This window comes from Roseovarius tolerans (assembly GCF_900109855.1).
In the GTDB taxonomy this organism is placed as follows: Bacteria; Pseudomonadota; Alphaproteobacteria; order Rhodobacterales; family Rhodobacteraceae; genus Roseovarius; species Roseovarius tolerans.
Window position 1 is genome coordinate 89,847 of record NZ_FOBO01000007.1, and the last position, 17,658, is coordinate 107,504.

Below are 17,658 nucleotides of genomic sequence, written 5' to 3' on the forward strand. Positions count from 1 at the left end.
TTTCTTCTGGCCGCAAATGTCCCGGAGCGTGCGAGGGTCCTTACCCCTCGCACCCGGTGTCAGGGTCAGATTTCAGCCAGTAGTGATTCGCCCGCGGTCACTTCGCAGGTGCCGGGGCTTTCCTCGAGATGCAGCACCTTGACGGTGCCGTCCTCGACATACATCGCATAGCGCTTGGAGCGCGCCAGCAGGCCCGCCGGCGGCGCGTCGAACTCCATCCCGATCGCCTTGGTAAAGGCGCTTTGCGGGTCGCCCAGAAGGGTGATGCCCGCCTCGGTTGCGCCGGTGGCCTCGCCCCAGGCCTTCATCACGAAGGGATCGTTGACGCTGATGCAGATGATCTCGTCCACGCCCTTGGCGTCGAACTGGTCCTTGGTGCGGATGAAGCTGGGGACATGTGCGGCCGAACAGGTCGGCGTGTAGGCGCCGGGCACGGCGAAGATCACCACCTTGCGGCCCGCGGTCCTGGCGCTCAGCGCCACCTCTTCGGGGCCATTCTCGCCCAATGTCAGCAGGGTCGCGTCGGGCAGTTTGTCGCCAGTGGAAAGGGTCATGGTCGCTCCTTGTCGTTCCGGTGGATTGCGTGTGGATGTAGATATAGGCGGATGGTAGGCAGGTGACCATGGGAAACTCGGGAGATCAAGATGGCAGGTGTCGTTGTGGTGGGGGCAGGGCAGGCGGGTGCTGCTCTGGTGGCGAAGCTGCGAAATGATGGTTACGACAGCCCGGTGACCCTGTTCGGAGAGGAGCCGGTGCCGCCCTATCAGCGCCCGCCCCTGTCCAAGAAATATCTGCTGGGCGATATGGCGCTGGAGCGGCTCTATCTGCGGCCCGAAAGCTATTACGCCGAGGCCGGGATCGAGTTGCGCACCGGCCTGCGCGTGACCGGCATCGACCGGGCGGCGCAGGAGGTGGTGATGGGCGAGGAACGGCTCAGCTACGAGCACCTCGTGCTGGCCACCGGCTCGCTCCCGCGCCGTCTGCCCGCTGCAATCGGTGGCGATCTGGGCGGCGTCCACGTGGTACGTACGCTCGCGGATGTGGACGCGATGGCGCCGGGATTTCAGCCGGGCGCAAAGGTGCTCATCGTCGGCGGCGGCTATATCGGGCTTGAGGCGGCGGCGGTGGCGGCCTCGCGCGGCATGCAGGTGGTTCTGGTCGAGATGGCCGAGCGCATCCTGCAACGGGTGGCAGCAAAGGAGACCTCGGATTACTTTCGCGCGCTGCATACCCGCCACGGCGTGGATATCCGCGAGGGCGTGGGGCTGGAGCGGCTCTTGGGCGACGGCCAAGTCAGCGGCGCGCGGCTCAGCGATGGGTCTGATCTGGATGTGGATATGGTGATCGTCGGCGTCGGTATCGCCCCGGACACAAAGCTTGCCGAGGCCGCCGGGCTTGAGACCTGCAACGGCATCGCTGTCGATGCGCAGGGCCGCACCTCGGACCCGGCGATCTGGGCGGTGGGCGATTGCGCCTCGTTCCCGCATCAGGGCGGACGGCTGCGGCTGGAAAGCGTTCCCAATGCCATCGACATGGGCGAGTGCGTGGCGGGCAATATCATGGGCCGCGCGCAGGACTACGTGCCGCAGCCGTGGTTCTGGTCGGATCAATATGATGTCAAATTGCAGATCGCCGGGCTCAGCACCGGTTATGACCGGATCGTCATCCGCGACGGCGGCGCGGCGATGTCGTTCTGGTATTACCGGGGCGATCAATTGCTGGCCGTGGACGCGATGAACGACCCGCGCGCCTATATGGTCGGCAAGCGGCTGATCGACGCCGGGAAATCCGCCGACCCGGTCTTGGTGGCCGATGCCGGGGCCGATCTCAAACCGCTCTTGAAACCGTGAGGATCATCGGCGGCGCGCATCGCGGGCGGGCGCTCGCCAGTGTCGGAAAGGGCGATGCGGCGGCGCATCTGCGGCCCACCTCCGACCGGGTGCGCGAGAGCCTCTTCAACGTGCTCGCGGGGGGCTATGGCGATCCGGTCACGGGGGCGCATGTGCTTGATATCTTCGCGGGCACCGGCGCGCTTGGGCTCGAGGCGCTGTCGCGCGGGGCCGAGGGGGTGAGCTTCATCGAGAGCGGGCGCAAGGCGCTTTCGCTCTTGCGGCAGAATATCGGGCTCTGCCGGGCAGAGGCGGCGTGTCGGGTGTTTGCGGTCGACGCACGCAAGCCGGGGGCCAATCCCGGCGTGCCGCATGACTTGGTGTTTCTTGATCCGCCCTATGGCAAGGGGCTGGGCGAGGCGGCATTGGCGGCGGCATTGGCCGGGGGCTGGATGTCCGAGGCGGCGCTGATCGTCTGGGAAGAGAGCGCCGCGATCACCCCGCCCGACGGCCTGCGCCTAATCGAAGAGCGGCGCTACGGCGACACGATGATCCGGTTTCTGGAGCGGGGATAGGTGAGGGTTCAGAGGGGGTTTTGGCCTGAAGCGGACGTTTGGTTGCAGCACCTGCGCGGAACAAGGCCGAAGGCCGCCGCGCATCGCCGGGCCGCCCCCCGGCACGGCGGTTTGGCTGCAACCTGTGCATCGCGTGGATGTTTTCCTGACGTGGCAGAGATAAAGTGTTGCAGAACAGGCGTTGGATCGCCGTACCGCGGCCCGTCGATGCGCGGCTCACGTCAACGGCAGCTTCAGGCCAACAGCCCCCACCTCACCCCTTCATCAACTCCGGCAGATCCCCCGTCAGCCCCGCCGCCTCGCGGATGAAACCCCGGCGCAGCCCCGGCATCTGGCTGATCGCCCCCATCCCGAGATCACGCGCCGCGCGCAGAATCGGATTGTCGTTGGAGAACAGCCGGTTGGTGAGGTCCGTCGCCATCGCCAGTGTCGCGGTATCGAACCGCCGCCATTGCTGATAGCGGGCGAGAACGTCGGCGGCGGCGATATCCTCACCCCGGCGACTGGCCTCGGTCATCACCTGCGCAAGAGCCGCCACATCCCGCAGCCCGGCGTTCAGCCCCTGACCCGCGATCGGGTGCATCCCGTGGGCGGCGTCGCCGATCAGGGCGAGGCGGTCGGCGACAAAGCTGTTCGCCACCGTCAGGCTGAGCGGATAGGTGTAGCGCTTGCCGCGCAGCTTGATCCCGCCGAGGAAATCACCGAATCGGGGCCGCAGCACCTCCATGAACTCGGCATCCGGCAGCGCGGCGAAGCGTGCAGCGGTGGCGTCTGTCTCGCTCCAAACGATAGAGCTGACATTCCCCGGCAGCGGCAGAATGGCGAGCGGCCCGGGCGGCATGAAGAACTGATGCGCGATCCCGTGATGCGGCAGGTCATGTTCGATGGCCGCGACAAGCGCAGTCTGGCCATAGCCCCACCCCGTGCGGCTGATACCTGCCCGCCCAGCGGTGCCCGAACCACGCCCGTCAGCCCCGATGAGCACGCGCCCGGCAAGCACCTTGCCCGACGCAAGCGTGACAGAGACGCCGGTCGCCCCCGCCTCCTGCGCCGTCACCGTGTCACTGGATACCTGCGCAATCAGCGGCTCCTCGGCCATCGCCTCGATCAGTGCGCGGCGCAGGAAGCGGTCTTCGAGCATGTGGCCCATCGGCCCTTCCTCGATCTCGGCATGGTCGAAATGCAGGAAGAACGGCGAGGGGCCCTCGCCCGCGCGCCCGTCCGAGACCTTGATTTCCAGCATCGGTTGCGCGTTCTCCGCCACCCGCTCCCAGAGGCCAAGATTGTGCAACAGCCGCACCGAGGCCAGCGCAAGCGCGTAGGACCGCCCGTCAAAACCGGCATTCTTGCGGGTGGGCTCGGGCAGGGCGTCGATCACGGTCGAGGAAAGCCCCGCCCGGGCGGCGGCGAGCGCCAGTGCCGGGCCATTCAGCCCTCCGCCGACGATCAGGATATCGCTGTCATGTTCCATGGCCCTCAATATGTCCGTGTGTGCGGGATTGTCCATGCGCCGGTCTGCCGCTAGCACTGTTTTCAGGATAATGAGAGGGGACGGCACGATGCAGGACTGGCTGAGACTGACGGCGGGCGATCTGGGACGCGGCATTGACCGGGGCGAAATCGACCCCGAGGCGCTCTGCGATACCTACCTTTCCGCGATCAGCGCCCATCCGTTGCGCGACCGCATCTACAGCGCCGTCACCGAGACCCGCGCCCGCGCCGAGGCGGCCGCGGCGGCCGCCCGGGCCAAGGCCGGACAGCGGCTTGGGCCGCTCGATGGCGTGCCGGTCAGCTGGAAGGATCTCTTCGACAGCGCGGGCGTGGCGACCGAGGCGGGCTCAGCCCTGCTCAAGGGCCGCGTGCCCGGGCGCGATGCCGAGGTGCTGCGCAACGGCACGGCGGCGGGGCTCGTCTGCCTCGGCAAGACCCATATGAGCGAGCTGGCCTTTTCCGGTCTGGGCCTCAATCCGGTGACCGCGACACCGCCCTGCGTGAACAACGCGGACGCGGTGCCCGGCGGCTCCTCCTCGGGGGCGGCGGCCAGCGTGGCCTTCGATCTGGCGGCCTGCGGAATCGGGTCCGATACCGGCGGCTCGGTGCGTATTCCTGCGGCCTGGAACGATCTGGTGGGCCTCAAGACCACCTCGGGCCGCGTCTCGCTGCAAGGCGTGGTGCCGCTCTGCCTGCGATTCGATACCGTGGGCCCGCTGGCGCGCTCGGTCCAGGATGCCGCCCTGATGCTCGCGGCGCTCGAAGGCGGCAAGGCGGCGGATTTGCGCGGTGCGTCGCTCTCGGGGATGCGCTTTGCCGCGCTGCAAACCGTGGTGATGGACGATATACGGTCGGAACCCGAGGCGGGCTATGCCGCGGCCTGCGCGCGGCTGCGCGACGCCGGTGCCGTGATCGAGGAGATCGAAGCCCCGGAAGTGGCCGAGGCTATGCCGCTCTCGCCCGCGCTCTTTTCCGGCGAAGCCTATGGGTTGTGGCGCGACGTGATCGAGGCCGACCCCGACAAGATGTTCGCCCCCATCCGCGAACGGTTCCGGGGCGGCAAGGCGATCTCGGCGGCGGATTACGTGGCGGGCTGGCACAGGCTCGAAGGGCTGCGCGCGGCGTGGCACGCGCGGGTGGCGGGCTATGACGCGGCGCTGATGCCTACCGCCCCGAACCTGCCTCCCGATCATGCCCGGCTGATGCAGGATGAAGACTATTACGTGACCGAAAACCTGCTGACCCTGCGCAACACCCGGGTCGGCAACCTGATGGGGCTCTGCGCCGTGACGCTGCCCACGGGCGTTGCGTCCTGCGGGATCATGCTCTGCGGCACACCGTTTCAGGAAGAGCGCCTGCTGCGGGTTGCAGCGGCGGTGGAAGCCGCGCTTGGGACCACGTGAGCGTTCGGACGGTTTGTCCGCGAAGGTGGGGTTTGGTCTGAAGCGGATCTTTGCGCGGCGGACCCCGGCGCGGCTCACTGCAATGACAGTTCCAGACCAAACCCCACCCTCGCCATGTGAGGCTCTTACCGCTCCGTCGGCGCTCAGCCAGCCTTGAAATCAGCCGCGATCCGCAATTCCCGCATCGGGCGCACCAGCGCGATGCATTCGGCATAGATCGGATGCGCCTTGTAGGCCGCAAGCGCGTCTTCATCATCAAACTCGCCATACACCACGAGATCCACCCGCTCTTGCGAAATCGCATCGCTTTGCAGGTTGCGCCCGACTTCGAAATGGCTCGAATGCGGGATTTCGGCGAGCATCATCAGGCCCTCGCGGACGCGATCCACATCCTCGGGATTGGCAGCGGAAAAGAAAACGATATGGCGGATCATGTCCTAGTCTTTCGAACGAGAGGCTTTTTCGGATAGGCCGGAGGTGCCCTGTCGGCGCGCCAGTTCGGCCATCACGTCATCTAGCGCGACACCGCGCGATTGCAGCATGACCAGCAAGTGAAAGAGCACATCCGCCGCCTCGGAGGTCAGACGCGCGCGGTCGCCTTTCACCGCCTCGATGATCGCCTCAACGGCCTCTTCGCCGAATTTCTCGGCGCATTTCTCGGGGCCCTTGGCGAGCAGCTTGGCAGTCCAGCTGCTGTCGGGATCGACGCTCGCGCGGGCGGCGATGGTACGGGCCAGATCGTCGAGCGTCATGCAGCGAGCCTCATGGGAATGCCTGCGGCGGCCATATGTGCCTTGGCCTCTGCAATGGTGTAGGTGCCGAAATGAAAGATCGAGGCGGCGAGCACGGCCGAGGCATGGCCCTCGGTCACACCCTCCACCAGATGATCGAGCGTGCCGACGCCACCGCTCGCGATCACTGGAATGTCCACCGCATCGGCGATGGCACGGGTGAGGGCGAGGTTGAACCCCGCCTTGGTGCCGTCGCGATCCATCGAGGTGAGCAGGATCTCGCCCGCGCCCTTCTCGGCGACAAGCCGTGCGAACTCCACAGCGTCAATCCCTGTGGGCTTGCGCCCGCCATGGGTGAAAATCTCCCACTTGCCGGGGTCGCCCCGGAGGGGCGCAGGGGTGCTCACGGTCTTGGCGTCGATCGCCACCACGATGCACTGGCTGCCGAACCGGTCGGCGGCGCGGGCCACAACATCCGGGTCGGCCACCGCCGCCGAGTTGAAGCTGACCTTGTCCGCCCCCGCCAGCAGCAGCGCGCGCACATCCTCCGGGCTGCGCACCCCGCCGCCCACGGTCAGCGGGACAAAGCATTGCTCGGCGGTGCGGCGCACCACGTCGAACATGGTGCCCCGGTTCTCATGCGTGGCGTGAATGTCGAGGAAACACAGCTCATCCGCCCCCGCCGCATCATAGGCGCGCGCGGCATCGACCGGATCACCCGCGTCGCGCAGACCCACGAAATTCACGCCCTTGACCACGCGGCCATCGGCGACATCGAGACAGGGGATGATACGGGTCTTGAGCATATTGTCGCTGTTACAGGAATTTCACGGCGTTGTTTATGGGCTTTCAGGTCAAGATGCCAGAGGATGCAGCCATTATCTGTTTATGAATTGAGGGAGTTTACCATGAAGCGTTTTCTTGTCGCAGCCGCGATCACCCTGGCCGGGTTGCCTGCCTTGGCCAGCAATGACGATATCGTCAAGGTCAAGTCCTCCGGCGACGTGGCCACCACCATGGACCGGCTCGAGGCGGCGGTCACCGGCGCAGGGGCCAATGTCTTTGCCCGCGTCGATCACGCTGCGGGGGCGGCCTCGGTGGACATGGACCTGGTCCCGACACAGGTGCTGATCTTCGGCAATCCCAAGATCGGTACGCAAGCGATGCAGGACGATCCGGTAGCGGGGCTGTTCCTGCCGATGAAGGTACTGGTTTATCAGGATGGCGCAGGCCAGACGTGGCTCGCCTATGAAGATCCCAAGGAGATGTTCGACGATCTCTCGATCTCGGACGACGCGGAGTACCTCAAGATGATGAGTGGCGCGCTTGGCAAGCTGACGGGTAAAGCGGCGGGGCAGTAAGGCCCTGTGCCGCGCTCAGGATTTGAGCGCGGCAAGCGCCGCCTTCAGGTCGAGCGCCCCGTCATAGAGCGCTCGGCCCGAAATCGCACCATTCAGCGACGCGCCGCAATCGCGTAGCGCGATCAGGTCGTCCAGCGACGACACCCCGCCCGAGGCGATCACCGGGATCGAGACGGCGCGGGCAAGTGCCGCCGTGGCCTCGACATTCGGCCCCTGCATCACGCCGTCGCGGTTGATGTCGGTATAGATGATCGCCGCGACGCCCGCATCCTCAAAGGATTTCGCGAGGTCCGTGGCATCCACATCCGTCTCTTCGGCCCAGCCCTTGGTCGCGACCAGACCATTGCGCGCGTCGATGCCCACCGCCACCTGACCGGGAAAGGCGCGTGCGGCCTCGCGCACGAGGGCGGGGTTTTCGACCGCCACGGTGCCCAGGATCACCCGCGCCAGCCCCTTTGACAGCCACGCCTCGATCGTGGCCATGTCGCGGATGCCACCGCCAAGCTGTGCGGGCACCTTGCACCGCTCCAGAATGGCCTCGACGGGGGCTGCGTTCACCGGCGCACCGGCAAAGGCGCCGTTGAGATCGACCAGATGCAGCCAGTCGCAGCCCGCCTCGACAAATTCCATCGCCTGCGCCGCCGGGTCGTCGTTGAATACGGTGGCAGCACCCATGTCGCCGCGCAGGAGGCGCACTGCCTTGCCGTCCTTAAGGTCGATTGCGGGGTAGAGGATCATGGGCCGGGCTCCGTGCAGGCTGTGACGCGGGCCATTTGGCATGCGTCCGCGCGAAATGCAACGCGACCCTACGTCAGACTTGATTTGACGCGCCCGGTTGGCTCAGGCTCTGATGCATATCTCAGGGAGGACGAGACATGCGTAAACTGGTTATGATAAGTGCGGCACTGAGCCTGGTGGGCGGGATGGCGATGGCCGAGCCGCTTTTGGGCACGTGGCAGACCGCCAAGGATGACAACGGAAATTCCGGGCTGATCGAGGTTAAGCCCTGCGGCAATGCGCTCTGCGGTGAACTGGTAAAATCATTTGACGCCAATGGTCAGGAAACGGCGAGCGACAATATCGGGCGCAACATCATTTCTGAGACCGTGCCTGTGGGGGACGGCCAATACGAGGGTAAGGTCTATGCCCCGGATCGCGACGAGACCTACAATTCCAAGCTGGAATTGCAGGGAGATCGGCTCAAGGTCAGCGGCTGCGTGATGTTCATCTGCCGTGACGGGGGCACCTGGAAAAAGGTGCAATAAGCGGCGCGGTCGTATTGGGCGGTGCTGTTTTGTCGGCCCGCCCTTTGCGTTAACATGGCCTTATGAAAGATCAGTCCCTGCCTGACGCCGCCCCGCCCGCCGCCATTCTCGAAGCCGCGCTTTACGCCGATGATCTGGATGCGGCGGAGCGATTCTATGGGGATGTGCTGGGGCTGGAGCGGATCGTCCGGGTGGATGCGCGGCATGTGTTCTATCGCGTGGGCGGCGGCGTGCTGCTGATCTTTAACCCATCCGAGACATGCAAGCCGCCGGGCAACCCAGACCTGCCGGTGCCGCCCCATGGCGCACAGGGGCCTGGGCATTTCTGCTTCGCGGTGGAGGGCACGGCGCTCGACGATTGGTGCGCACGGCTGGACGCGGCAGGCGTGGAGATCGAGGCGGATTTCCACTGGCCAAACGGCGCGCGCTCGATCTATTTCCGGGATCCGGCGGGCAATTCGCTGGAGATGGCAGAGCCACGGCTGTGGGCGCGGTAGGCTGTAAGGCAGCAACAGGCCAATCCAAGACATGCGTCTCTCAGCCGCCCGCCACCTCCGGTCCGAACACCGACCATCCGGTGCGCGCCGTCAGTCGTTCCATAGCCTCGGTCCCCAGCTTGGAATTGCCGTAGTGATTGAGCCCCGGCGACCATACCGCCACCGACGCCCCCCCCGGTACGATCGAGAGTATCCCGCCACCCACGCCGCTCTTGCCCGGCAGGCCCACGCGAAAGGCATAATCGCCCGACCCATCGTAATGCCCGCAGGTCATCATCAGCGCGTTGATCCGCCGGATGCGGGCCTGTGACACAAGGCGCGGCACTCTTGGGCCACCCACCAGAAAACGTCCGGCATCGGCCAGTTGCGCACAACTCATTTCCACCGCGCATTGGTGGAAATAGGTGCCCAGCGTCATCTCGGGCGGGTTGCTCAGGTTGCCATGCGACCGCAGGTAATGCGCCAGCGCCAGGTTGCGGTGGCCGGTCGCGGTTTCCGATGCGGCGACCCGGTCGTTGATATGGATGGCTTCATCCCCCGCCGCCGCCCGGATGAACCGCAACAGCGCGCCAAGCGCCTCACGCGGGCTGGCCCCTTCGAGCACGGCATCGGTGGTGACGATGGCGCCTGCGTTGATGAACGGGTTGCGCGGACGGCCCTTTTCCAACTCCAGCAGCAGCATCGAATCGAACGCCTGCCCCGATGGCTCGCGCCCGACGCGCGTCCAAAGCCGGTCGCCCAGCCGACCAAGGGCCAGCGCCAGCATGAAGAGCTTGGACACCGACTGAATCGAAAAGGCCACGCCCGCATCGCCCGCCGTCAGTGTCGGCTGACCGGGGCGCGCGATGGCGATGGCAAACTGATCGGGGTCGATGCAGGCCAGTTCGGGGATGTAATCGGCGACCTTGCCACGCTCGGAGGCGTCGCGCGCCTCCGCCGCAATCTCGTCGAGGATACCCTGCAACGGATCGACCGCCATTCAGGGGGTCCAGGTCAGGAAATTGGCGATCAGGCGCAGCCCGGTGGCCTGGCTTTTCTCGGGGTGGAACTGCGTGCCGACGATGGTGTCGCGCCCAACAACGGCGGTAACGGGCGCGCCATACTCAGCATGGGCCAGCAGATGCGCCGGATCATCCACCCGGAAATGGTAGGAATGCACGAAATAGGCATGGTCGCCGGTCTCGATCCCGTCGAAGATGGCGTGCGGCTGGTCGATCACCAGATCGTTCCAGCCCATATGTGGCACCTTCAAAGCCGGATCGGAGGGCGCGATGTGCTCCACCGTGCCGCCGATCCAGTCAAAGCCGGGCGTCTCCTCGTATTCCATCCCGCGCGTCGCCAGCATCTGCATCCCGATGCAGATGCCCATGAACGGGCGACCGGCCCCGATCACCGCCTCCTCGATGGCCTCATAGACGCCGCGATGATCATAAAGTTCGTTGCGACAGGCCGGAAACGCCCCGTCGCCCGGCAGCACGATGCGATCCGCGCGGCGGATCACCTCGGGATCGGAGGTGACGCTTACCTCACCCGCCCCGGTCTCGCGCGCCATGCGCTGAAACGCCTTTTCCGCCGAGTGCAGGTTGCCGCTCTCGTAATCGACGATGACGGTGGTCATGGGTTACAGCGATCCCTTGGTCGAAGGAATCGCATCCGATTTGCGCGCATCGCTTTCCAGCGCCTCGCGTAAGCTACGCGCCACCGCCTTGAACGCGGCCTCGGCCATGTGGTGGCTGTTGATGCCGTGCAGCGCATCCACATGCAGCGTGATGCCGCCATGGGTGCTGAACGCCTGAAAGAATTCGCGCACTAGCTCCGTGTCGAACGTGCCGATCTTGGCCGTGGGCAGGTCCATGTTCCACACCAGATAGGGCCGCCCCGACAGATCGAGGGCGGCACGCACCAGCGCGTCATCCATCGGCAACAGGCACGCGCCATAGCGGCGGATGCCGCGCTTGTCGCCAATGGCGTGGCTCAGCGCCTGCCCAAGCGCGATGCCCACATCCTCGACCGTGTGGTGATCGTCGATATGCAGATCTCCCGTGCAACGCACCGTCATGTCGATCAGCGAATGCCGCGCCAGCTGATCCAGCATGTGATCGAAAAAGCCGACACCGGTCTGATTGTCATAGAGGCCAGAGCCGTCGATGGCGATTTCGACGGTGATCTCGGTCTCTGCGGTCTTTCGCGTGATTGTGGCGTTGCGCATGGGGCCTCCGCTGATGCTTTGGCGCTCTATACTGCGGCTTGGTCCACAGGCCAAGAGGGAAGGCCACGACCGCCCCGGCGGATCGCCCCATATCTGTCTGGTCTGAGAGAGAAAATGGAGCGGGCGAGGCGATTCGAACGCCCGACCCTAACCTTGGCAAGGTTATGCTCTACCCCTGAGCTACGCCCGCATCCTTGGGTGAGGCGTGATCTATAAACTCTGGCGGTCGGCTGCAAGAGGAAAATTGCAGGGGGTTGAATTTTTTGGGGGCGGGCCGGGGCCGGGTGCTGACGCAAACGTGTCTTTGGTTTTGCCGCAGGGTGACTAGGCTGCTGCGCTGTCGGGTGGGCCACGGGCCCGCCCATGGTAACTGGAGGAGAACCACATGCCCGCCTATCTGATTGCGCAGGTCAAGATCACCGATGACGCCTGGGTGGCCGATTATGCGGCCCGCACCCACGAGATTGCCGCAAAGCATGGTGGGCGCTACCTGTCGCGCAGCGCCAATATCGAGACGCTCGAGGGCGCGGCCCCGGATACCACGCTGATCGCGCTGATCGAGTTTCCCTCGGCGGATGCGGCGCGCGCCTTTGCCGAGGATGCCGAATATGCGCCGCTCGCACAGGCCCGGCAGGCCGGAAGCGAGGGGCATTTCTGGGTGATCGACGATACCGATGTGGCCGGTTCGATCCCGTATCTGCCGAAAGGGTAGGGCAGGGCGATGCTGGCCTTGACTGGACCTTAGATTGCAGCACCCGCGCGATACGCGGCCGAAGGCCGCCGCGCATCGTCATGCCAGAGGCATGCCTTTGGCATGACGCCGCCCCCCGGCACGGCGATTTGGCTGCAACCTGCTCTGCGCTCAGATGTTTTTCGGTTTTGGCTGATATAAAGCGCTACAAAACTGACGCCGGATCGCCGCACCGCGGCCCGTCGATGCGCGGCTCACGGCAACGGCAGCAACAGGCCAACTCTCCCCGCAGCCAGCCCATACTTTCCCCCGGTGCCCTGGGGAGAGGAGGGCACCGGGAGAGAACGGGCCGCCTCGTCTCAGAGGTTGCCGCGTGACAGTTCACCCGCGATATGATCCGCCTGCCGGATAGCAAGCGCCACGATCGTCAGCGTCGGGTTCTCCGCCGCCCCGGTGGTGAATTGCGACCCGTCCGAGACAAAGAGGTTGGGAATGTCATGGGTCTGGCCCCATTTGTTCACCACCCCGTCGCGCGGGCTCTCGGACATCCGGTTGGTCCCGAGGTTATGCGTCGACGGATAGGGCGGCGTCGGCAGCGTGCGCGTGGCCCCCACCGCATCGTAGATCGCCGCCCCCTGCTTGTAGGCGTGATTGCGCATCGCGATATCATTGGGGTGATCGTCGAAATGCACATTCGCCACCGGCAGGCCGTACTGGTCCTTGACCTCGTGGTTGAGGGTGACGCGGTTGGTCTCCTGCGGCATGTCCTCGCCCACGATCCACATGCCCGCCATGTTCTCGTAGGAATCGAGCGCGGTGGTGAATTCGCGCCCCCACCCGCCGGGATCGAGAAACGCCGCCATGAAGGGCAGCCCAAGCGCCAGCGTTTCCAACTCGTAGCCGCCCACGAACCCGCGCGAGGGATCGTGCCGAGATTCGTCCTGGATGATGCCTGCCATCGTGGTGCCGCGCCACATCTTCACCGGCTTGTCGAAGATGCCGTAAACCGAGCCGGTCATGTGCCGCATGTAGTTGCGCCCGACCTGACCCGAGGAATTGGCAAGCCCGTCAGGGAACATCGTTGAGGCGGAATTGAGCAATATGCGGGGCGACTCGAAACTGTTGCCCGCGACGCAAACCGCGCGCGCCTTCTGCATCTGCAGATTGCCGTCGGCGTCGAAATACTCGACACCCGTCACCTTGCCGCTGTCATCGTGCAGGATGCGCGCCACATGCGCCTTTTCGCGCACTTCGAGATTGCCCGTCGCCTCGCCGCGCGGGATATCCGTGTAGGCCGCCGACCATTTCGCGCCCCATTTGCAGCCCTGAAAGCAAAACCCGGTCTGCTGGCAGGCCATGCGCCCGTCATATTCCTCGGAATTGATCGCCATGCGCCCGGTATGGACTTCCTTGTAGCCAAGCGCCTTGGCCCCGGCCTCGAACACTTTGTAATTGTTGCAGCCGGGCAGGCCGGGCATGTCGTTGGTGCGGGTCACGCCCAGCTTTTTCTCGGCCTTGTCGTACCACGGCGCCATCTCCGCGCCGTCGATGGGCCAGTCGAGCAGATTGGCGCCCTGCACCGGGCCGTAATTAGTCTTGGCCTTCCATTCATGCTCCTGAAACCGGATCGAGGCCCCGGCCCAATGGGTCGTGGTGCCGCCCACGGCCTTGACGATCCATGCGGGTAGCCCCGAAAAATCCCGTGCCACGCGCCAGTCGCCGCTTGTGGTGCGCGGGTCGAGCCAGGCCAACTGCCCGAAACTATCCCACTCGTCGTTGACGTAATCCTCGGGCAGGTAGCGCCCGCCCGCTTCAAGCGCCACCACGGACACGCCGCGTTGCGCCAACTCGTTCGACAGCACGCCGCCGCCCGCGCCGGTGCCGATTACGACGATCACAGAGTCGTCGTTCAGATCAAAAGGTGCAGCCATAGTTGGGTCCTCCTCAGTTGGCTATGGCTCAGAGCCAGGTGATGTCGTCGAAACCGCGATTGATGTAACCGCCCTTGGAATAGGACTCGCCCTCATAGCCAAACAGCGGCCAGACCGCCTTTTGGTTATAAAGGCCGGTCACCAGCCCGCCGCGCACCTGCTGAAAGAACGGACTGTCCTCGATGCCGCGCAGGATATCGACGCGGTCGCGCTCCCACCCGATGCTCAGGTAATCGGCATGGCCCTTGCCGCGCGCAGCGGCGTTCAGCATCTCGATGCCAGCCTCGGTCGTGTCCACCGCATCGGGCACGTCATATCCCTTGACGGCGACGACGTAATATTCGTCGCTCAGGTGGTCATGCGGATAGATATCCCGCGCCATCTGCACCAGTGTTGCGAAGGTTTCGGGCTTGAGCGCGTTCATCTCGGTCGCCCAGGCCGCATCATGGCTTGCCACGAAACTGCTGCCGACGACGAAACTTGCGCCCGCCGCCATCGATCTTGCGAGCAAGTCGCGCCGTGAGAGCCCCTGTCGGGCTTTGGTATCAGTCATTGGTTCTCCTCCCATGAAATGAAACGGGCGCGGCCCTCCCCGGCCGCGCCCGTGCTGTCATTTGAAGCGCCCGCCCCGCTGCAGGACCTCGATCTCGTAGCCGTCCGGATCGGCCACGAAAAAGAACTTGCCCACCAGTTTGCCGTCGGGCGCAAATTCGACGATTTTTCGGGGGTTGAGGCCCTCGGAAATGAACCGCGCGTGTTCGGCCTCGAGATCCTCGACCAGAACGGCCAGATGGCCATAGCCGTCGCCCAGGTCATAGGGCTCGGTGCGGCCCTTGTTGACCGTAAGTTCCACCTCGAAAGGGCTTTCGGAATTCGACATGTAGACGAGGGTGAATTTTTCGAAATCCAGCCGGTCGGCCACGTCGAGACCGAACGCACGTTTGTAGAAATCAACCGACCGCGCCTCGTCGAGAACGCGAATCATGCTGTGAATGGCTTTGGCCATCATGCCCTCCGGATCATTGCAGTTGGTATGAAAAGTTTACCAAAGGGCCGGGTGAGCGGGTAGTAAGGGGATACTACAGGGGGGTAGGGGGTTTTTTGGCCTGGAGCTGACGTTAGATTGAAGCACCTGCGCGGAACAAGGCCGAAGGCCGCCGCGCATCGCCGGGCCACCCCCCGGCACGGCGATTTGGCGGCAACCTGCTCTGTGCGCGGATGTTTTTCGGGCTTGGCTGATATAAAGCGATACAAAATTGACGTTGGATCGCCGTACCGCGGCCCGTCGATGCGCGGCTGACGGCAAAGGTCCGCTCAAGGCCATTTCTGCCCACCCTCAATTCCGCATCGGTATCCCTTCCTCCCAGCGAAACCCGATGCCGCCGCCCTGCCACACACCGCTGCCGAACGGGTTGCCGCCGTCGATCTCGACATGTTGCGGCAGGCCGAAACCGGGGGCGAGCGGGTGGGTGCCCCTTGTGGTGCTGCGATGCATGATGCGCAGGCCCTGCTGCTCGGCGGGCATATGCGCCTCGGGGGCGGCGCGATGCGCGACGGCGAGGTTGTCGATGAACACGCAATCGTTCTGCCGGTACTCGAACGTCGTGGCATAGCCGTTCTCCAGCCCGGCATTGAGGATGTCGTTATAGGTATGGCACACTTCCGTCATCTCGTCCGCGTCGAGCAGGCGAAAGCCCTCAGCCCCCGGCAGTTTCTCGATGATCGCGCCGGTCATGCCGAGATGCAGCCAGATGCAGCGGCACCCCGTCAGCGGATGGGTATGCACCATCGGATGCACGACGCCCGATGCGGAATTGACCGATGACAGGCGCGCCCAACGCTCCCGCGTCTCCTCGGGCAAGGCGTCATGCGCGATGCCCTGATGCGCGAAATGCGTGCCGCCGCCGCGCTCGGGCGGACGGATGATGTGATAACCGGAATGCGAAAAGGTGGCGGGGATGAAACTGCCATCGTTGTGCCATTGCGGGCCTACATCGGGGATGCCGTGGCGGCGATCATTGGACAGGCGAAAGATATGCGGGTTGCCATCCGGCGTGGCGGGATGGACGCCGTGGGTGCTGTGCAACTCGCGCCCGCCCCACCAGCAGCTTGCGCGCAGAAACGCCTCATGCCCGATCTCGGCCTCGTTGCGAAACACCAGAAAGCCACGCTGCGCCATCTCCATCTCCAGCGCATCCAGCACCTCGCGCGGCGGGGCGGTCTCGGCGGCAAGATCAATGCCCGACACCTCCGCTCCGATCGGCTCCAGCGCGGCAATGCGCGCGCCGAACGCTTCGATCGTGGCGGTGCGGGACGGGTCGAGCGGGGGGAGTTTCGCGTATTCGGTGTTCAATGGGCACCTCCTTTGGCTATGCAAGACATAGGGGACGGCCCACCGTCCTTAAAGGGATTGGCCAGGTTAACGGCGGGCGATGCCTGCAAGGGAGCCCCTCACTCCGCTGCCATCTGCCGTGTCTCCGCCTCCAGCGGGTTCTCGCGGTGCACTAGGCAGGTGCAGCGCAGGAGCGAGGTGAAATTGGCCGGCTCCCCGTGCAATTCCAGCACCTCGGCATGCAGCTTCGAGACGAAGCCGGGCGTGCTCAGCCCCTCGCTCGCTGCGATTTCATCCAGAATGCCCCAGAACGATTTCTCAAGCCGGATGCTCGTGCTCTGGCCATTCAGGCGCATGCGGCGGGTTTCCAACGTGTAGCGGTCCGGGTCCTGCCCGGCGAATATTCGGCACATGTCTCAGTCCTCCCTCGTCCGGCAGGCAGTCAGCCCCGCGCCGGACCTCAGTACGAATTAAGATCATGGCCGATTTTTTCCAACTGGGAAAGCCCGCAGCGCGCTCAGGTGTAAATCTGCGTCTCTCCGGGCGGTAGGGTGAAATCCTCGCTATGCACGACCACGCCCGCCTCGGTCAGCAGCAACAGGCCATAGGCGCCGGGCTCGTCGATCGACAGGCTCGGGTCGCGGTAGCCCAGGGCCATTGGCATCTGGTGACAGGGGCTCTTGAGGATCGCCACCGGAATACCGCCCGCCGATCCCTGGATCGTGCGGTGGATATGCCCCGAGACGATCTGCACCACATTGCCCGCCACAAGCCGCGCGGTCAGGTCGGCGCGATTCTTCAACCCGATCCAGTCCATCCCCTTGAAGCCGGTCTCGATGGGCGGATGGTGGGTAAAGACGATCACCCGCCGGTCACCCGCCTCGGTCAGCCGCTCCTCCAGCCAGTCCAGCCGCGCCGCGCAGAGCCAGCCGGAATGCGTGTCCTCGGCCTCTTCATTGAGCGTATCGAGGCAGATCAGGCGATAGTCCCCGATATCGGCGTGATGCTGGATATGGCCCGTCTCCATCCGCTCGGCCTCGGGAAAGGCCGCAAGGAACGGCGCGCGCCGGTCGTGATTGCCCAGCATCAGCGAGACGGGCAGGGGGCAGTTATCGAGGGCGGCGCGCAGCCGGGCATATTCCGGCTGGGCGGCGTTATGGGTCAGATCGCCACACAGCACCACGCGCGCCGCGTCGGGGTGATTGTCGAGCGCATGGGCAAGCCCCTGCATGAACCGCGCGAACGGGTCGATCCCGATGATCGTCTTGCCCTCGGACACGAGGTGGATATCGGTGAAGACGATGACTTTCTGCATATGGGCTGCCTGCGCCGGGGATACCGCT

Annotated in this window: 22 protein-coding genes and 1 tRNA gene; 7 read left to right on the forward strand and 16 right to left on the reverse strand. The window is 65.0% G+C overall.

The window, feature by feature from the left end:
- Window positions 1-65 precede the first annotated feature (65 nt).
- Window positions 66-554, reverse strand: a complete 489-nt coding sequence (locus tag BMX04_RS08805) for a peroxiredoxin (protein WP_074785886.1) — start codon at window positions 552-554, stop codon at window positions 66-68.
- Window positions 555-644: 90 nt separating this feature from the next.
- Here BMX04_RS08805 and BMX04_RS08810 point away from each other — a divergent pair, with 90 nt between their 5' ends.
- Together BMX04_RS08810 and rsmD are read left to right on the forward strand one after the other, a co-directional pair.
- Complete coding sequence (locus tag BMX04_RS08810) at window positions 645-1,850, forward strand: NAD(P)/FAD-dependent oxidoreductase (protein WP_074785887.1); 1,206 nt, start codon at window positions 645-647, stop codon at window positions 1,848-1,850.
- The gene (rsmD, locus tag BMX04_RS08815) at window positions 1,847-2,404 is read left to right on the forward strand and encodes a 16S rRNA (guanine(966)-N(2))-methyltransferase RsmD (protein ID WP_074785888.1); all 558 of its coding nucleotides are present in this window, start codon (window positions 1,847-1,849) and stop codon (window positions 2,402-2,404) included. The genes BMX04_RS08810 and rsmD overlap by 4 nt, the downstream gene beginning before the upstream one ends.
- Before the next feature lie 253 nt (window positions 2,405-2,657).
- On the opposite strand, the gene BMX04_RS08820 is transcribed toward rsmD, so the two are convergent.
- Window positions 2,658-3,911 carry an FAD-dependent monooxygenase gene (locus BMX04_RS08820; protein WP_074785889.1) on the reverse strand — a complete coding sequence of 418 codons (1,254 nt, stop codon included), beginning with the start codon at window positions 3,909-3,911 and terminating at the stop codon, window positions 2,658-2,660.
- 52 nt (window positions 3,912-3,963) lie between these two features.
- Here BMX04_RS08820 and BMX04_RS08825 point away from each other — a divergent pair, with 52 nt between their 5' ends.
- Window positions 3,964-5,298 carry an amidase gene (locus BMX04_RS08825; protein ID WP_074785890.1) on the forward strand — a complete coding sequence of 445 codons (1,335 nt, stop codon included), beginning with the start codon at window positions 3,964-3,966 and terminating at the stop codon, window positions 5,296-5,298.
- 143 nt (window positions 5,299-5,441) lie between these two features.
- Here the strand turns inward: BMX04_RS08825 and BMX04_RS08830 are convergent, their stop codons facing one another.
- The 3 genes from BMX04_RS08830 to hisF are packed head-to-tail and all read right to left on the reverse strand — an operon-like array spanning window position 5,442 to window position 6,835.
- Complete coding sequence (locus tag BMX04_RS08830; RefSeq protein ID WP_050664423.1) at window positions 5,442-5,732, reverse strand: Dabb family protein; 291 nt, start codon at window positions 5,730-5,732, stop codon at window positions 5,442-5,444.
- A gap of 3 nt (window positions 5,733-5,735) precedes the next feature.
- Window positions 5,736-6,050 (reverse strand): phosphoribosyl-ATP diphosphatase, encoded by a 315-nt coding sequence (locus tag BMX04_RS08835; RefSeq protein WP_074785891.1) that lies wholly within the window; start codon window positions 6,048-6,050, stop codon window positions 5,736-5,738.
- Entirely contained in the window at window positions 6,047-6,835 is a 789-nt protein-coding gene (gene hisF / locus BMX04_RS08840) for an imidazole glycerol phosphate synthase subunit HisF (protein ID WP_074785892.1), read from the reverse strand. Before hisF ends, BMX04_RS08835 begins: the two co-directional genes overlap by 4 nt.
- A gap of 102 nt (window positions 6,836-6,937) precedes the next feature.
- On the opposite strand from hisF, the gene BMX04_RS08845 reads away from it, so the two are divergent.
- Window positions 6,938-7,390 (forward strand): DUF302 domain-containing protein, encoded by a 453-nt coding sequence (locus BMX04_RS08845; RefSeq protein ID WP_074785893.1) that lies wholly within the window; start codon window positions 6,938-6,940, stop codon window positions 7,388-7,390.
- A gap of 15 nt (window positions 7,391-7,405) precedes the next feature.
- Here BMX04_RS08845 and hisA read toward each other — a convergent pair whose 3' ends face one another.
- Window positions 7,406-8,128, reverse strand: a complete 723-nt coding sequence (hisA, locus tag BMX04_RS08850; RefSeq protein ID WP_074785894.1) for a 1-(5-phosphoribosyl)-5-[(5-phosphoribosylamino)methylideneamino]imidazole-4-carboxamide isomerase — start codon at window positions 8,126-8,128, stop codon at window positions 7,406-7,408.
- Window positions 8,129-8,265: 137 nt separating this feature from the next.
- Between hisA and BMX04_RS08855 the strand changes: the two genes are divergently transcribed.
- Both BMX04_RS08855 and BMX04_RS08860 read left to right on the forward strand, forming a co-directional pair.
- The gene (locus BMX04_RS08855) at window positions 8,266-8,655 is read left to right on the forward strand and encodes a DUF2147 domain-containing protein (RefSeq protein ID WP_074785895.1); all 390 of its coding nucleotides are present in this window, start codon (window positions 8,266-8,268) and stop codon (window positions 8,653-8,655) included.
- A 62-nt stretch (window positions 8,656-8,717) separates the two neighbouring features.
- Window positions 8,718-9,152, forward strand: coding sequence for a VOC family protein (locus tag BMX04_RS08860; protein ID WP_074785896.1), 435 nt, complete (start codon window positions 8,718-8,720; stop codon window positions 9,150-9,152).
- 40 nt (window positions 9,153-9,192) lie between these two features.
- Here BMX04_RS08860 and BMX04_RS08865 read toward each other — a convergent pair whose 3' ends face one another.
- The 4 genes from BMX04_RS08865 to BMX04_RS08880 form a co-directional block, all read right to left on the reverse strand.
- Window positions 9,193-10,131: a glutaminase gene (locus BMX04_RS08865; RefSeq protein ID WP_074785897.1), complete on the reverse strand. Its 939-nt coding sequence runs from the start codon at window positions 10,129-10,131 to the stop codon at window positions 9,193-9,195.
- A complete protein-coding gene (hisH, locus tag BMX04_RS08870) occupies window positions 10,132-10,770 on the reverse strand; it encodes an imidazole glycerol phosphate synthase subunit HisH (protein WP_074785898.1) in 639 nt (212 codons plus the stop codon).
- 3 nt (window positions 10,771-10,773) lie between these two features.
- The gene (gene hisB, locus BMX04_RS08875) at window positions 10,774-11,361 is read right to left on the reverse strand and encodes an imidazoleglycerol-phosphate dehydratase HisB (protein ID WP_074785899.1); all 588 of its coding nucleotides are present in this window, start codon (window positions 11,359-11,361) and stop codon (window positions 10,774-10,776) included.
- Window positions 11,362-11,476: 115 nt separating this feature from the next.
- A tRNA-Gly gene (locus BMX04_RS08880) sits at window positions 11,477-11,551 on the reverse strand.
- A 195-nt stretch (window positions 11,552-11,746) separates the two neighbouring features.
- On the opposite strand from BMX04_RS08880, the gene BMX04_RS08885 reads away from it, so the two are divergent.
- Window positions 11,747-12,073: a DUF1330 domain-containing protein gene (locus tag BMX04_RS08885; protein WP_074785900.1), complete on the forward strand. Its 327-nt coding sequence runs from the start codon at window positions 11,747-11,749 to the stop codon at window positions 12,071-12,073.
- A 338-nt stretch (window positions 12,074-12,411) separates the two neighbouring features.
- Here BMX04_RS08885 and BMX04_RS08890 read toward each other — a convergent pair whose 3' ends face one another.
- The 6 genes from BMX04_RS08890 to BMX04_RS08915 all read right to left on the reverse strand — a co-directional run bounded on the left by BMX04_RS08890 (window position 12,412) and on the right by BMX04_RS08915 (window position 17,630).
- A complete protein-coding gene (locus BMX04_RS08890) occupies window positions 12,412-13,983 on the reverse strand; it encodes a GMC family oxidoreductase (protein WP_074785901.1) in 1,572 nt (523 codons plus the stop codon).
- 28 nt (window positions 13,984-14,011) lie between these two features.
- The gene (locus BMX04_RS08895; RefSeq protein WP_074785902.1) at window positions 14,012-14,536 is read right to left on the reverse strand and encodes a Twin-arginine translocation pathway signal; all 525 of its coding nucleotides are present in this window, start codon (window positions 14,534-14,536) and stop codon (window positions 14,012-14,014) included.
- Window positions 14,537-14,593: 57 nt separating this feature from the next.
- A complete protein-coding gene (locus tag BMX04_RS08900) occupies window positions 14,594-14,989 on the reverse strand; it encodes a VOC family protein (protein WP_074785976.1) in 396 nt (131 codons plus the stop codon).
- 330 nt (window positions 14,990-15,319) lie between these two features.
- Entirely contained in the window at window positions 15,320-16,336 is a 1,017-nt protein-coding gene (locus tag BMX04_RS08905) for a TauD/TfdA dioxygenase family protein (RefSeq protein WP_083398136.1), read from the reverse strand.
- A 98-nt stretch (window positions 16,337-16,434) separates the two neighbouring features.
- Entirely contained in the window at window positions 16,435-16,728 is a 294-nt protein-coding gene (locus tag BMX04_RS08910) for a ribbon-helix-helix domain-containing protein (protein WP_050663580.1), read from the reverse strand.
- A gap of 104 nt (window positions 16,729-16,832) precedes the next feature.
- Window positions 16,833-17,630 carry a phosphodiesterase gene (locus tag BMX04_RS08915; RefSeq protein WP_074785904.1) on the reverse strand — a complete coding sequence of 266 codons (798 nt, stop codon included), beginning with the start codon at window positions 17,628-17,630 and terminating at the stop codon, window positions 16,833-16,835.
- Between the last annotated feature and the right edge of the window lie 28 nt (window positions 17,631-17,658).

Coding starts and splice junctions, on each gene's coding strand:
- hisF (WP_074785892.1), bottom strand. CDS start 6,835: ATGCTCAAGACCCGTATCATCCCCTGTCTCGATGTCGCCGATGGCCGC.
- hisA (WP_074785894.1), bottom strand. CDS start 8,128: ATGATCCTCTACCCCGCAATCGACCTTAAGGACGGCAAGGCAGTGCGC.
- BMX04_RS08860 (WP_074785896.1), top strand. CDS start 8,718: ATGAAAGATCAGTCCCTGCCTGACGCCGCCCCGCCCGCCGCCATTCTC.
- BMX04_RS08820 (WP_074785889.1), bottom strand. CDS start 3,911: ATGGACAATCCCGCACACACGGACATATTGAGGGCCATGGAACATGAC.
- BMX04_RS08845 (WP_074785893.1), top strand. CDS start 6,938: ATGAAGCGTTTTCTTGTCGCAGCCGCGATCACCCTGGCCGGGTTGCCT.
- BMX04_RS08835 (WP_074785891.1), bottom strand. CDS start 6,050: ATGACGCTCGACGATCTGGCCCGTACCATCGCCGCCCGCGCGAGCGTC.
- BMX04_RS08830 (WP_050664423.1), bottom strand. CDS start 5,732: ATGATCCGCCATATCGTTTTCTTTTCCGCTGCCAATCCCGAGGATGTG.
- BMX04_RS08805 (WP_074785886.1), bottom strand. CDS start 554: ATGACCCTTTCCACTGGCGACAAACTGCCCGACGCGACCCTGCTGACA.
- BMX04_RS08890 (WP_074785901.1), bottom strand. CDS start 13,983: ATGGCTGCACCTTTTGATCTGAACGACGACTCTGTGATCGTCGTAATC.
- hisB (WP_074785899.1), bottom strand. CDS start 11,361: ATGCGCAACGCCACAATCACGCGAAAGACCGCAGAGACCGAGATCACC.
- BMX04_RS08810 (WP_074785887.1), top strand. CDS start 645: ATGGCAGGTGTCGTTGTGGTGGGGGCAGGGCAGGCGGGTGCTGCTCTG.
- BMX04_RS08865 (WP_074785897.1), bottom strand. CDS start 10,131: ATGGCGGTCGATCCGTTGCAGGGTATCCTCGACGAGATTGCGGCGGAG.
- BMX04_RS08855 (WP_074785895.1), top strand. CDS start 8,266: ATGCGTAAACTGGTTATGATAAGTGCGGCACTGAGCCTGGTGGGCGGG.
- BMX04_RS08915 (WP_074785904.1), bottom strand. CDS start 17,630: ATGCAGAAAGTCATCGTCTTCACCGATATCCACCTCGTGTCCGAGGGC.
- BMX04_RS08895 (WP_074785902.1), bottom strand. CDS start 14,536: ATGACTGATACCAAAGCCCGACAGGGGCTCTCACGGCGCGACTTGCTC.
- BMX04_RS08900 (WP_074785976.1), bottom strand. CDS start 14,989: ATGGCCAAAGCCATTCACAGCATGATTCGCGTTCTCGACGAGGCGCGG.
- BMX04_RS08910 (WP_050663580.1), bottom strand. CDS start 16,728: ATGTGCCGAATATTCGCCGGGCAGGACCCGGACCGCTACACGTTGGAA.
- hisH (WP_074785898.1), bottom strand. CDS start 10,770: ATGACCACCGTCATCGTCGATTACGAGAGCGGCAACCTGCACTCGGCG.
- BMX04_RS08885 (WP_074785900.1), top strand. CDS start 11,747: ATGCCCGCCTATCTGATTGCGCAGGTCAAGATCACCGATGACGCCTGG.
- BMX04_RS08825 (WP_074785890.1), top strand. CDS start 3,964: ATGCAGGACTGGCTGAGACTGACGGCGGGCGATCTGGGACGCGGCATT.